Raw genomic sequence first — 13,026 nt, forward strand, 5'->3', positions numbered from 1 at the left:
TCAGCTCCGGCCGGCGCGCTGGTCGACTTCGGCCGTCACCGACAGGCCCGGGCGCAGCTTGCCCAGGCGCGCGGCCTCGGCATCCAGCGCCACGCGCACCGGCACGCGCTGGACGATCTTGGTGAAGTTGCCGGTGGCGTTTTCCGCCGGCAGCACGCTGAACTGGGCGCCGGTGGCGGGTGCCAGGCTTTGCACGCGGCCGTGGAATTCTTCGCCCGGCAATACGTCGGCCTTGATGATGACGGCCTGGCCTTCCTGCATATGGGCGATCTGGCTTTCCTTGAAATTGGCGTCCACCCACAGGCCCTGCGCCGGCACCACCGACAGCAGCTGGGCGCCGACGGTGGCGTAAGCGCCGACGCGCGCGCGGCGATTGCCGATCACGCCGTCGACCGGAGCGCGCAGCTCGGTGTAGGCCAGGTTGAGCTCGGCCAGGTTCTTCTCGGCCTGGGCCTGCTGCAGCGCCGCCGCCGCCCGCTGCTTCTGGGTGGCGATCACGTCCAGTTGACGCTGCGCGGCGTTCAGCGCGGCCTGCGCCTTCTGGCCGTTGGCCTGGGCCTGCTTGTAATCGGCATCGGCCTTTTGCGCGCTCTGTACCGAGACGGCGGCCTTGGCCGACAGGCTCTGGTAGCGCGCCTGATCGTCGCGCGCGCGCACGGTCTCGGCAACGCTGGCAGCCACGCCGGCGCGGCCCTGCTCGATCACCGACTCCTGCAACTTGCGCTCGGCCTCCAGGTTGGCGATGGCGGCCTCTTGCGCGGCGACCGCGGCGCGCGCCTTGGCCAGCGCGGCCTGGTAGTCTCGTTCATCCAGCTTGACCAGCAGCTCGCCGGCGCGCACCGGCTGGTTGTCTTTCACCAGCACCTGGTCGATGTTGCCGGCGACCTTGGGCGCGATTACGGTGATGTCGCCGCCGACATAGGCGTCGTCGGTGCTCTCGATATAGCGACCGACGGCCAGCCAGTGCGCCAGCCAGGCGACGGCGGCCAGTGCCGCGATGGCGAGGATGGCGTATTTCAGCAATGCGGATTTCTTCCTGGCGGCCGGCGCGGCGCCGGCAGGTTGCGCGCTTGCGCCGATGGAGCTTTGAGTGGTCATGATGGCCTCGATGGCTGGGGTGGATGCGGCCTGCAAATAGCAGTTGCTTTCAAAACGATAGTGAGTTTAAACTTGACACTATCATTTTGCAAGTAACCGTCATCAACCCCGCAACACCCGATCGCAACCATCCGCCGGCGCGCCCGCGGCGACGGATTCCGATGAAAAGGCCAGACGCATGAATACCCTCTCCTCCACCCGCGGCATCCGCAAGGCCGGCCTGCCGGCGCTGAGTTCCCTGCTCGGCGCAATGCTGCTTTGCGCGTGCACTACCGGGCCTGATTACCGGCAGCCTGCCTACCAGGATGCGCCGCTGCACAACGTCGCCTTGCTGCAACAACGGACAGCGCAAACGCCCATGCCGGCGCTGGATCACTGGTGGGACGGCTTCGGCGATCCGGTGCTGAGCGGGATCATGCAGCGCGTGCTGGCGCAGAACCTGGACCTGGCGGCGGCGCTGGCGCGGGTCGAGCAGGCGCGCGCCACGGCGCAGATCGCCGGCGCGCGCCGACTGCCGGAGGGCGATCTGAACGGCCAGGCAGCCCGGGCGCGACAGTCGCTGCAAAGCCCGCTGGGCGAGATCGCCCGCAACATCCCGGGTTATCAACGCACGCAAAACCTGTTCGATCTTGATGCCGGCGCCAGCTGGGAGCTGGATCTGGCCGGCGCCTTGAAGCGCGGCGCGCAGGCCGCCGACGCCGAGCTGCAGGCGGCCGAGGCGCAACAGGTCGGCGTGCGGGTGTCGGTGGCGGCGGAGGCGGCGGACGCCTACTTCCGCATCCGCGGCGCGCAGGCGCGCATTGCCCTGGCCGAACATCAGGTGCAGGCGGCGTCCGAGCTGGGCCGCATCGTGCGCCTGCGCCTGAAGGATGGCCTGGCCAGCGTGGCCGAAACCGCCCAGGCCGATGCGCGGCTGGCGCAGTCGCGCGCCGTCCTGCCGCCGCTGCGTACCGAGCTGGAACGCCAGCTGAACCGGCTCGACGTACTGATGGGCGCGGCCCCCGGCACCTACGCGCAACAGCTGGCGCAGCAGGCCGACGCCAGTCGCGTGCCGGCCATCAGCGTGTCAACCAGCAGCGTGGAGCTGATGCGCCGCCGGCCCGACGTGGTCGCCGCCGAACGTCGCCTCGCGGCCTCCAGCGAACGCATCGGCCAGGCCATGGCGGCGTGGTATCCGGATCTGTCGTTGTCGGCGCTGGTGGGATTCCAGAGTCTGGGCGCGGCCGGCCTGCTCACGGCCAACAGCTTGCAAGCGCAAGGCGGACTGGGGCTGCGCTGGCGCCTGTTCGACTTCGGCCGCATCGACGCCGAGATAGCGCGCGCCAAGGGCGCCAATGCGGAGGCGCTGGCCCAATATCGCAAGAGCATGCTGAGCGCTGCCGAGGATGTGGAAAACGCCATCATGGCGCTGGTGCAACTGGAACAGCAAGCGCGCGAACTGGCGGCGCAGGTCGATGCCCAGCAGACCGCGCGCGGCAACGCCGAAGAAGCCTACAAGGGCGGCGTACTAAGCCTGGCCGAGGTGCTGACCGAAGACCGCCTGCTGCTGTCGGCGCAGGATGAGCTGGCCCAGGTGCACGCCGACAACGCGCGCGCGGCGGTATCGGTGTTCCGGGCGTTGGGTGGGGGGTGGTGATCGACGGGGTTGGGAAGAATCTCTTCTCCATTTCCCTCATCCCGGCGAAGGCCGGGATCCAGCGTCTTTCGTCGCACTTGGCGAGGTGGCGGAGATGCACGGCAAAAAGACGCTGGGCTCCTGCTTTCGCAGGAACGACAGTTAAGGAATAGCTTCGAACAGCTGCGGGTTCAAGTTGCCTCCTCCTTGTCGTTCCTGCGAAAGCAGGAACCCAGTGACGTGCGCCGCGCCTCATTGGCCGTGGCGCAGGCCGATTACCCCAGCATGCGCGCGCGCTGCGCCTCATACGATTTCAGGTGCAGGTAGGCCAGCTGCAGCAGCGTGGTCTTGGCGCCCTTGGCGTCGCCGCGACGGATCAGGTCGCCGACCACGTGGTCGGCCTCGACGCGGGCGTTGGCGCTGATGTCGCGGAACATCGAGGCGGTCAGCGTCGAGCCGTGCTCGGACAGCACGCCGCGTGTGCGGTTGTAGAAGGTCTCGCCCGGCTTGTAGCCCTGCAGCTCGGCGATGCCGGCGCATTCAGCCAGCACGCCTTCCAGGAATTGCGGACCGCCCGGTCCCTGCAGGATGTCGCCGATGGCGGCGCGCATCATCGAGGTGGCGCTCGCCAGCGTGGCCAGCATGGTCCATTTTTCCCACATCGATTGCAGGATGTTTTCGCTCAGGGTGACGTCGAAGCCGGCGCCGGACAGCGCTTCATGGATCTGGCGCGCACGTGCGGAAACACCGCCGGCGCACTCGCCGAAGGTCAGGCCGTGCACCGTGCCGAGATGGCGGATCACGCCGTCGGCGTCCATCGTGCTGGCCACCACGCACTGCCCGCCCAGGACGCGGTTGGCGCCGAAGCGTTGCTCCAGGATGTCGAGGTGTTGCATGCCGTTCAGCAGCGGCAGGATCACGGCGTCGCCGCCGATGGCCGGGGCTACCGAGGTGATCGCGTCGTCGAGGTCATAGGCCTTGCAGCTGAGGATGACCAGGTCGTACTTGGGTTGCAGCTCGCTGCTGCCGACCAGCTGCAGGTCATGCAGGGTGAGGTCGCCGGCCGGGCTCTTCACGCGCAGGCCGTGCTCGCGCAGCAGCGCGGCGCGCTTGTCGCGCACCAGGAAGGTGACGTCGCGACCGGCCTGCTGCAGACGCGCGCCGAAATATCCGCCGACTGCGCCGGCGCCTACGATCAGTATCTTCATGTTGTTCTCCTTATGGATGCGCACCGCCCTTGGCGTGGGCGTGGCTGCGTGCGGAGAACCTATTGTGCCCGCTTTGCGGCTTTCTTACCGGCGTCGGCGCAGGCGGCGGCTTGCTGATGCTCTTCGGCCAGGACCTGCGCGGCGCCGAAATGCTGCTCGCCCCAGGCGCGCAGCGCGGCGATCACCGGGCGCAAGGCGCGGCCGGAATCGGTCAACAGGTATTCGTCACGCGGCGGGTGCTGGTGATAGCGACGACGCTCCATGATGCCGGCCTCCACCAGCGCCTGCAGGCGCTTGGCGAGGATGGCCGGGGAGATGTCGAGACTGCGGCGGAACTGGTCGAAGCGCGTCTTGCCGGCGAAGGCGTCGCGCACGATCAGCACCGTCCACCATTCGCCGATCAGGTGCAGCGTGTGCGCCACCGGGCAATCCTGCAGCGACGCACCCTGGGCGCGTCGCGCACCGGACTCGTCAGCCGGCATGGGTCAGGTAGCGCTGCGCCGGATGGTTGCGCGAAAGATTCGGGCCGAGCGCGTGGCGCGCCGCGGTCAATGCGTTCCAGTCAGCCACGTCCGGCAGCGACGGGATGGTCACGCCCTCGCCCATGTCCAGCCCGGCCAGCGCGGCGTCGACCATGTCGTCGACTTCCATCAGCATCTCCGGGGGCAGCTGCGCGATGCTGCCGCCGGAGCGCTCCCAGATCTCGGTGCGGGTGGCGCCCGGCAACACGGCCTGCACGCGCACGCCCAAGGGGCCGAGCTCGGCCTGCATCGACTGCGACAGGTTCAGCACATAGGCCTTGGTGCCGCTGTAGGTGCCGTTGAACATTTCCGGCGCCAGCGCCAGCACCGAGGCGACGTTGATGATGTCGCCGCTGCCGCGCTTGCCGAAGGTGGCGGCGGCGGCCGCGGCCAGGCGCGTGACCGAGATCACGTTGAGCTGGATCATGGTTTCGTAGCGGTCGATGTCGGCGTCGATCAGCTTGCCCTGCACCGCCATGCCGGCGTTGTTGACCAGCACGGTAATGGTGTCGTCGGCGCGCAGGCGCTGCTCCACGCGCAGCAGCTCGTACTTGCTGGTGAGGTCGGCCGGGAACACTTCCACCTGCACGCCGTATTGGCTGCGGATGCCGGCAGCCACCTGCTCCAGGCGGGCGGCGTCGCGCGCCACCAGTACCAGGTCGTGTCCGCGCGCGGCCAGGCGATCTGCATACGTGGCGCCGATGCCGGTGGAGGCGCCGGTGATCAGGGCACGGCCCTTGGTTGCTTTGCTGTTCATTGCTGTTCCTTCTGTGCGTTGATGTTGCGTGGAGGAATGACGCCGGTGTACGGCTCGTCACTTTCATAAAGATAGTAACTAGCATTATAGAAGTAACCAAGCGGCTGTCAAGCGCCGCAAAGGGTCGCGATGGCCGTTGTGGCGTGAATGCACGCAGATGGCTGGCGGCAGACGGCGCGCGCAAATGAAAAAGGGCCGCACCAGACGGTGCGGCCCTTGGCCATTCATGGGAAGTCCGGAGCTACGCTAAGGCGCCAGCAGCATGTCCGGAATGCCGCGCACCACGCGTGCGAAGACGGCGGTGCTGCCCTGGGCGCGCGATACCACCAGCGCGCCGTGCATCATCACCAGCCCATCCTCGGCGCGGCGCGCGGCTTCGGCGGCGCTAAAGCCGGCGTCTTCCAGCACGGCGGCGATCAGCTTGATGGTGTTGCCAATGTTCTGCTTGAACTGTTGCTGGAAATAACCGGCCGCCTCGCCGATGGTGAACAGGTCGGTCAGGCAGGGCAACGTGCCCTTGGCGTAGAAGTCGCTCATGGCGGCGAAGTAGCGCTTGAGGCGCTTTTCAGGCTCGGCGTCGGAAGTGAGCAGGGGAATGATTTTCTCGCGCATCCAGTGCCCGACCACCTCCATTGCGGCCCGCCCCATATCGACCTTGCCGTTCGGGAAATAGTGATAGAGGCTGGACTTGCCCAGGCCGGTGGCGGCCGACAGCGTGGACAGGCTGGCGCCCTCGTAGCCGGAGCGACGAAATTCGGCGAGCAGGATTTGCGCGACTTCTTCACGCGAGAGACTGGGTGCGGGCATGGCGTTTTCTGTCTTTTCTGAAAGCTCCGGAACGGTGCGCGAGGCGCCGTGCGGCAATGTCGGCGCGGCTTTCGGCTGCGTTGGATTTCCCTGCAGGTGCAGGCGGAGCGCAGGATTTCAAGCGATTATAAGACCGCTTCGCTTCACGTGACGGGCTGCTTCCCGCGCGCCGGGATAAAAAATATTTTGCGCAACACCGGTTGACACACCCGTGCGCTACGATCTATTGTACCGATCGTTCGGTTCAAATTGTATCACATCGGCCGCACCGGCAGGTTCGTGCCTGCCCCACCTCAACACCCACCGGGAGAAAACATGTCAACGCAACAAGCCATCCGTCTCTACAGCTTCCCTTTGTCCGGCCACGTGCACCGCGTGAAGCTGCTGCTGTCCATGCTGGAACTGCCGCACGAAGTGATCGACGTCAACCTTGCCGGCGGCGAGCACAAAGGCGCCGAGTTCCTGAAGATGAATCCGCGCGGACAGATCCCGGTGATCGTGGACGGCGACGTCACGCTGTACGACTCGACCGCGATCCTGGTCTATCTCGCCAAGCGCTATGGCGGCGAACAATGGCTGCCCTCCGATCCGCTGGGTGCGGCGCATGTGCAGCAATTCCTGTCGTTGGCGGCCGGCGAGATCTTCGAGGGACCGAACCGCGTGCGCCTGGTGAAGCTGCTCAAGCGCGACCTCGACTACGCGCTGGCGCTGCAGAAGACACAATCGGTGCTGTCGCTGCTGGACCAGCACCTGGCCGGCCGCGCCTTCCTGGCCGCCGACCACGCCACCATCGCCGACCTGGCCTGCTACGCCTATGTGGCCCATGTGCCGGAAGGCGGCGTCGACCTCGCGCCTTATGCCAACGTGCGTAGCTGGATCGCCCGCGTGGAGCAGCTGCCGCGCTTTGTGCCGATGCAGGCCTCGCCGCACGCCCTGGCGGCCTGAGCCCGCACCGGGCCCACCCAAATCACCGCAACATGGAGATCGCCATGCCATCCCTTCCGTCCCTGCCCGCACCTGCGCCGGACATGCCGCACCAGGCCTTCCACCGGGGCGAGCTGCATGCGCAGCAGCGCGCCGGCATGCTGGAAAAGATGGCGGCGATCGGCCCGCGCGTGATCCGCGACTTCATGCCGGACCAGCATCGCGACTTTTTCCAGCAGTTGCCGTTCCTGGTGGTCGGCTCGGTCGATGCCTCGGGCCAGCCCTGGGCATCGATCATCAGCGGCGCGCCGGGCTTCATCCAGTCGCCCGACATGCACTCGCTGCAGGTGCGCGGCCTGCACCTTGCCGCGCAGGACCCGCTGGCCGCGAACCTGCATTCGGGGGCCAAGCTGGGCCTGCTCGGACTGGAGCCGCATACGCGCCGCCGCAATCGCGCCAACGGCGTGGTGCAGGCGCTGCAACAGGGCGGGCTGGATATCGCCATCGAGCAAAGCTTCGGAAACTGCCCGAAATACATTCAGGCCAGAAAGCCCGAGCTGCAGGACATTGCCGCCCTGCCCGCTGCCACAGTTACCGACAGCGCCGCGCTGACGCCGGCGATGACGGAGATGATCCGCCGCGCCGACACCTTCTTCATCGCCACCGCGCTGGCGGGTGACGATGCAGAGGCGCATGGCGACGGACATCGCCATGGCGCCGACGTCTCGCATCGCGGCGGCAAACCCGGCTTCGTGCGTGTCGACGGCGATCGCACGCTGACGGTGCCCGACTTCATCGGCAACTCCTTCTTCAACACCATCGGCAACCTGCTGGTGCAGCCGCGCGCCGGCTTGCTGTTCGCCGACTTCGACAGCAGCGCGCTGCTGTATCTGGCGATGACGGCCGAGGTGATCTGGGAGGGAGCGGAGGTGGAGGCGTTCGCCGGCGCGCAGCGGCTGATGCGCTTCACCGTGCAATCGGCGCGCCTGCTGGAAAATGCGTTGCCGCTGCGCTGGGGTGAGGCGGCGCTGTCGCCGTTCCTGGAGCCGACCGGCGCGTGGAATTGAGGTCAGGTGTTGTGACGGGTTCGTTGCCATGCTTCGTTCAGCGAGCGTCGCGGCACGACAAACGACACTGGGTCCTGACCTGCGTCAGGACGACAAGGAAGAGAGAGTTTGAACCTTGGGTGGTTGAAATTTCCCCCGTCCTGTCGTCCCGGCGAAGGCCGGGACCCAGCGTCGTTGAATGCATCTTCTGCACAAAGAAAATAGAAAAAGGGCGCTGATCCCTCAGCGCCCTTTCTCCAGCGACTCCACACACTGCACCGCGGAGCCGGATCCTCAAACCACTTGCCTGAACTTACACCGCGCTCACATCCAGCGCCGCTTCAGTCTTCTCGATCACTTCTTCCTTGGTCACGCCGGTCGCCAGCTCGATCAGCTTCAGGCCGTTCGGGGTGACGTCGATCACGCCGAGGTCGGTGATGATGCGGTTGACCACGCCCACGCCGGTCAGCGGCAGGTTGCACTCCTTCAGGATCTTCTTGGAGGTGGAGCCGTCCTTGGCCTTGGCCACGTGCTCCATCAGCACCACCACGCGGCCGACGCCGGCCACCAGGTCCATCGCGCCGCCCATGCCCTTGACCATCTTGCCGGGGATCATCCAGTTGGCCAGGTCGCCGCGACCCGACACTTGCATCGCGCCGAGGATGGCGATGTTGATCTTGCCGCCGCGGATCATGCCGAAGGAATCGGCCGAGCTGAAGAAGGACGAGCCGGGGATGGTGGTGACGGTCTGCTTGCCGGCGTTGATCAGGTCGGGGTCAACCTTGTCTTCGGTCGGGAACGGGCCGATGCCCAGGAGGCCGTTTTCGGACTGCAGCCACACTTCGATGTTGTCGGGAACGTGGTTCGCCACCAGGGTCGGCAAGCCGATGCCGAGGTTGACGTAGAAGCCGTCTTGCAATTCCTTGGCTGCGCGCGCAGCCATTTCATCTCTGGTCCATGCCATTTGTCTGTCTCCTTATGCGCGCACGGTGCGTTGTTCGATGCGCTTCTCAGGCGTGGCGTTGACCACGATGCGGTGCACGAAAATGCCGGCGGTGTGGATCTGGTCCGGATCGAGCTGGCCGACTTCGACCAGTTCTTCCACCTCGACCACGGTGATCTTGCCGGCCATCGCGACGTTCGGGTTGAAGTTGCGCGCGGTCTTGTTGAAGACCAGGTTGCCGGCCTTGTCGGCCTTCTGCGCCTTGACCAGCGACACGTCGGCCACCAGCGAACGCTCCATCACGTACTTGGCGCCATCGAATTCGCGGATCTCCTTGCCTTCGGCCACCAGCGTACCGACGCCGGTCTTGGTGAAGAAGGCCGGGATGCCGGCGCCGCCGGCGCGCAGCTTTTCCGCCAGCGTGCCTTGCGGGGTGAATTCCAGTTCCAGTTCGCCGGCCAGGTACTGGCGCTCGAACTCCTTGTTCTCGCCGACGTAGGACGCGATCATTTTCTTGATCTGGCGGGTGGAGAGCAGCTGGCCCAGGCCGAAGCCGTCGACGCCGGCGTTGTTGGAAATGGCGGTCAGATTCTGCACGCCCGAATCACGCAGGGCGGCGATCAACGCCTCGGGGATGCCACACAAGCCAAAGCCGCCGACTGCGATGATCTGGCCGTCCTTGACGATGTCTTTCAACGCGGTGGCCGCGTCTGGATACACTTTATTCACAAGTCTCCTTTCGGCTCTTTTGTTCCGAGCATAACTGCACTAATGGCATTAAAAAGCGCCAATCATCATAGGTCAGCGAAATAGGCCATACAATACGGTAAAAATACCTGGCGCAATGCAGCATACACCGTCCGCTGCGCCGGACGCCGCCAGGTTCGAGGGAACCCGCACAGATTCGCAGCACACCATGAGCACGCCACCGCCCATCGACTTCGAACAGGTCTTCATGCATGCCCCGATCGGCATGTGCGTCTCGCATAACCGCATCATCCAGCAGGGCAACCTGGCGATGGCGGCCATGTTCGGCTACGAGGTCGGCGATCTGAAGCTGATGTCGTTCCAGCAGATCTATCCCACCGCCGACGAGTTCGAGCGCACCGGCCTGCGCCTGGTGCCCATTCTCAACGAAAAGGGTTTCTACTCCGACGAACGCATCATGAAGCGCTCCAGCGACGAGATGTTCTGGTGCCACGTCACCGGCCATTCGCTGGTGCAGGGCGACCCGCACGCGGCCGGCATCTGGACCTTCGAGGACGTGAGCGCCAAGCGCCCTATCGCTCCCGGCCTGACGCCGCGCGAGCGCGAGATCGCGGCGTTGTTGGTGGAGGGCAAGACCAGCAAGCTGATCGCGCGCCAGGTGGAGCTGAGCCCGCGCACGGTGGAAATGCACCGCGCGCGCCTGATGCGCAAGTTCGCGGCGTCGACCTCTTCCGAACTCGTCCACAAACTCCTTAGCATCACGCCCTGATCTTTACCGGCAACACGCCGGCCGCCTTTCGGAAGAATTGCTCAGAAGGGTTGATCGGCGAAACGTTCCGCCAGGAAATCCAGCATGGTGCGCAAGGTCGCCGGCATGTGTTTGCGGGAGCCGTAGACGGCGTACATCCCCAGTCGCGTCGGCTCGTACTCCGGCAGCAGCGCCACCAGTTGCCCTGAAGCGACCAGCGGCCCCACCGAATAGGCCGGCATATGGCCGATGCCCACCCCGGCCAGCACCGCCTGCAGCAGCACCGTCACCTCGTTGGCGCTGATGCTGCCGCCTACCGCCACCGACAAGGACTTGCCGCCGCGCGTCTTGGGCTCGAACTGCCACAGGCTGCGGCCGACGTAGGAGTGCGTCAGGCAATTGTGCAGGGCCAGGTCCTCCACCTTCTTCGGCGTGCCATGGCGCGCCAGATATTCCGGCGTGGCGCAGATCACCGAATGGCAGGTCGCCAGCCGGCGCGCGATCAGATTGGGCTCCAGCCGCGTGGTCATGCGAATGGCCAGGTCGATGCGTTCCTCCACCAGGTTCACCGTACGGTCCAGCGCCACCAGGTCGACCGCGACCTCGGGATAACGGCGGCCGTAATCCACCACCGCCTGCACCAGCTGGGTCTGCGTGAAAGAGGTGCTGGACGTGATGCGCAGCAGGCCGCGCGGCGTCTCGGTCGGCGCGTCCACGGCGTGGCGCAGATCGTCGGAAAACTCCAGCATCTGCCGGCAGCGCGGCAGGATCTCGTTGCCGGCCGGCGTGAGCGACAGGCGCCGCGTGGTCCGGTGCAGCAGCCGCGCGCCCACCCATTCCTCCAGCTCGGCCACATAGCGCGACACCACCGGCCGCGACAGGTCCAGCTGCTGGGCCGCAGCCGACAGGCTGCCGCTGTCGACCACCGTCACGAATACCCGCATTGCGGTCAAGCGATCCATCGACGCACCTATCTGAACGTTTTTAGAAACAAACTGTGATGGATTATGCTGTTTTTCAAACGCAAAAGCGAACCTATCATGGGCACTCCTGATGACCAACCGCTACCGATACGGAGCCCGCCCATGCCCTTCCCCACCCGCCTACTGCGCCGCGCGCTGACCGTCGCCGCTGCCAGCCTGATCGCCGCCGGCGCGCACGCCGCGACGCCTCTCACGCTGGATGTCTACAACCCCGGCCGCGACGCCATCTTCCCGGTCAGCTCGGTGCTGGTCAGCGGCGAACGCGAGGCCATCCTGGTCGATGCCCAGTTCGGCAAGCGCGAAGCGCAACAGGTGGTGGACAAGATCCGCGCCAGCGGCAAGACGCTGACCACCATCTACATCAGCCACGGCGACCCGGACTTCTACTTCGGCCTAGATACCATCCACCGCGCCTATCCGGACGCGAAGATCGTCGCCACCCCGCAGACCGTGGCGCATATCCGCCAGACCGTGCAGGGCAAGCTGGCCTACTGGGGCCCCAAGCTGGGCGACAACGCGCCGGCCGCGACTATCGTTCCCGAACCGCTCAAGGGCCGCACCCTGACGCTGGAAGGCCGCAAGCTGGAAATCACCGGCCTCGACGGCCCGCAGCCCGACCGCAGCTTCGTGTGGATCCCGTCGCTGAAGGCGGTGGTGGGCGGCGTGGTGGTGGACGGCAAGCTGCACGTGTGGACTGCCGACACGCAAAGCCTGCAATCGCGCAAGGATTGGCTCAAGACGCTGGCCCGCATCGAAAAGCTGAAACCGGCGGTGGTGGTGCCGGGCCACTTCGCGCAAGGCGCGCCGCTGAACATCGACTCCGTGCGCTTCACCCGTGATTACCTGAAGGCCTTCGACATCGAAGCCGCCAAGGCGGCCGATTCCGCCGCGCTGGTGGCGGCCATGCTGCAACGTTATCCGGACCTCGGCGACAGCGACTCGCTGGAACTGTCGGCCAAGGTCATCAAGGGCGAAATGAAGTGGCCGTAAGCCGCGCCACCGCCTCCCTTTATCCATTCAACGCACGACCCCATTCATCCACGAAAGGACATCACATGAACATCGCACTCATCGGCGCCTCCGGCAATGTCGGCAGCCGCATCCTGGCCGAAGCCCTGCGCCGTGGCCACAAGGTCATCGCCATCGCCCGCGACGCCGGCAAGATCGCCACGGCCGACAACGTCACCGCCCGCAGCGCCGACGTCAAGGACACCGCCTCACTGGCCGCCGCCATCAGCGGCGCCGACGTGGTGGTCTCCAGCGGCCGCTTCGCCAACTTCAAGGCGGCCGACGTGCTGCCCGCGCTGAAGCAGGCCGGCGTCAAGCGCCTAGCCGTGGTGGGCGGCGCCGGCAGCCTGCAGATTGCACCAGGCAAGGCGCTGATCGACACTCCGGAATTCCCCGCCGAATACAAGCCGGAAGCCTCGGCCGGCCGCGAATTCCTGAACGACCTGCGCGCAGAAAATGAGATCGAGTGGACCTTCCTCTCGCCGTCCGCCCTGTTCGTCGCGGGCGAGCGCACCGGCAAGTTCCGCCTCGGTACCGACCAGCTGCTGGCGGCCGCCGACGGCAAGAGCTGGATCTCCTACGAGGACTACGCCATCGCCCTGCTGGACGAACTGGAACAGCCCAGGCACGTGCGCGCACGCTTCACCGTAGGCTACTGAT

Annotated in this window: 14 protein-coding genes; 6 read left to right on the plus strand and 8 right to left on the minus strand. The window is 66.1% G+C overall.

What is annotated here, in order from left to right; genetic code table 11:
* Complete coding sequence (locus J8I26_RS08685; protein WP_209606144.1) at window positions 1-1,098, minus strand: HlyD family secretion protein; 1,098 nt, start codon at window positions 1,096-1,098, stop codon at window positions 1-3.
* Between the two features lie 178 nt (window positions 1,099-1,276).
* Here J8I26_RS08685 and J8I26_RS08690 point away from each other — a divergent pair, with 178 nt between their 5' ends.
* Window positions 1,277-2,734 carry an efflux transporter outer membrane subunit gene (locus J8I26_RS08690; RefSeq protein ID WP_209606146.1) on the plus strand — a complete coding sequence of 486 codons (1,458 nt, stop codon included), beginning with the start codon at window positions 1,277-1,279 and terminating at the stop codon, window positions 2,732-2,734.
* A gap of 254 nt (window positions 2,735-2,988) precedes the next feature.
* On the opposite strand, the gene panE is transcribed toward J8I26_RS08690, so the two are convergent.
* The 4 genes from panE to J8I26_RS08710 all read right to left on the minus strand — a co-directional run bounded on the left by panE (window position 2,989) and on the right by J8I26_RS08710 (window position 6,006).
* On the minus strand, window positions 2,989-3,921 hold the full coding sequence (panE, locus tag J8I26_RS08695) for a 2-dehydropantoate 2-reductase (RefSeq protein ID WP_209606148.1): 933 nt from the start codon (window positions 3,919-3,921) through the stop codon (window positions 2,989-2,991).
* A 59-nt stretch (window positions 3,922-3,980) separates the two neighbouring features.
* Window positions 3,981-4,403, minus strand: coding sequence for a helix-turn-helix domain-containing protein (locus J8I26_RS08700; protein ID WP_209606151.1), 423 nt, complete (start codon window positions 4,401-4,403; stop codon window positions 3,981-3,983).
* Complete coding sequence (locus tag J8I26_RS08705) at window positions 4,393-5,199, minus strand: SDR family oxidoreductase (protein WP_209606153.1); 807 nt, start codon at window positions 5,197-5,199, stop codon at window positions 4,393-4,395. Before J8I26_RS08705 ends, J8I26_RS08700 begins: the two co-directional genes overlap by 11 nt.
* A 246-nt stretch (window positions 5,200-5,445) precedes the next feature.
* The gene (locus J8I26_RS08710) at window positions 5,446-6,006 is read right to left on the minus strand and encodes a TetR/AcrR family transcriptional regulator (protein ID WP_209606155.1); all 561 of its coding nucleotides are present in this window, start codon (window positions 6,004-6,006) and stop codon (window positions 5,446-5,448) included.
* 315 nt (window positions 6,007-6,321) lie between these two features.
* Between J8I26_RS08710 and J8I26_RS08715 the strand changes: the two genes are divergently transcribed.
* Window positions 6,322-6,951: a glutathione S-transferase gene (locus tag J8I26_RS08715; protein WP_209606157.1), complete on the plus strand. Its 630-nt coding sequence runs from the start codon at window positions 6,322-6,324 to the stop codon at window positions 6,949-6,951.
* An 83-nt stretch (window positions 6,952-7,034) separates the two neighbouring features.
* A complete protein-coding gene (locus J8I26_RS08720) occupies window positions 7,035-7,997 on the plus strand; it encodes a pyridoxamine 5'-phosphate oxidase family protein (RefSeq protein WP_209606448.1) in 963 nt (320 codons plus the stop codon).
* A 292-nt stretch (window positions 7,998-8,289) separates the two neighbouring features.
* Here the strand turns inward: J8I26_RS08720 and J8I26_RS08725 are convergent, their stop codons facing one another.
* Both J8I26_RS08725 and J8I26_RS08730 read right to left on the minus strand, forming a co-directional pair.
* Window positions 8,290-8,940 carry a 3-oxoacid CoA-transferase subunit B gene (locus tag J8I26_RS08725; protein WP_209606159.1) on the minus strand — a complete coding sequence of 217 codons (651 nt, stop codon included), beginning with the start codon at window positions 8,938-8,940 and terminating at the stop codon, window positions 8,290-8,292.
* Between the two features lie 12 nt (window positions 8,941-8,952).
* Window positions 8,953-9,648, minus strand: a complete 696-nt coding sequence (locus J8I26_RS08730) for a CoA transferase subunit A (protein ID WP_209606161.1) — start codon at window positions 9,646-9,648, stop codon at window positions 8,953-8,955.
* Between the two features lie 187 nt (window positions 9,649-9,835).
* On the opposite strand from J8I26_RS08730, the gene J8I26_RS08735 reads away from it, so the two are divergent.
* A complete protein-coding gene (locus J8I26_RS08735) occupies window positions 9,836-10,396 on the plus strand; it encodes a helix-turn-helix transcriptional regulator (RefSeq protein ID WP_209606164.1) in 561 nt (186 codons plus the stop codon).
* Window positions 10,397-10,437: 41 nt separating this feature from the next.
* Here the strand turns inward: J8I26_RS08735 and J8I26_RS08740 are convergent, their stop codons facing one another.
* Entirely contained in the window at window positions 10,438-11,337 is a 900-nt protein-coding gene (locus J8I26_RS08740) for a LysR family transcriptional regulator (RefSeq protein WP_209606166.1), read from the minus strand.
* 123 nt (window positions 11,338-11,460) lie between these two features.
* Here J8I26_RS08740 and J8I26_RS08745 point away from each other — a divergent pair, with 123 nt between their 5' ends.
* Both J8I26_RS08745 and J8I26_RS08750 read left to right on the plus strand, forming a co-directional pair.
* Window positions 11,461-12,348 (plus strand): MBL fold metallo-hydrolase, encoded by an 888-nt coding sequence (locus J8I26_RS08745; protein ID WP_209606168.1) that lies wholly within the window; start codon window positions 11,461-11,463, stop codon window positions 12,346-12,348.
* 65 nt (window positions 12,349-12,413) lie between these two features.
* The gene (locus J8I26_RS08750; protein ID WP_209606170.1) at window positions 12,414-13,025 is read left to right on the plus strand and encodes an NAD(P)-dependent oxidoreductase; all 612 of its coding nucleotides are present in this window, start codon (window positions 12,414-12,416) and stop codon (window positions 13,023-13,025) included.
* The last annotated feature ends 1 nt before the right edge of the window (window position 13,026 follow it).

Source organism: Herbaspirillum sp. LeCh32-8 (assembly GCF_017814915.1).
GTDB lineage: Bacteria > Pseudomonadota > Gammaproteobacteria > Burkholderiales > Burkholderiaceae_D > Herbaspirillum.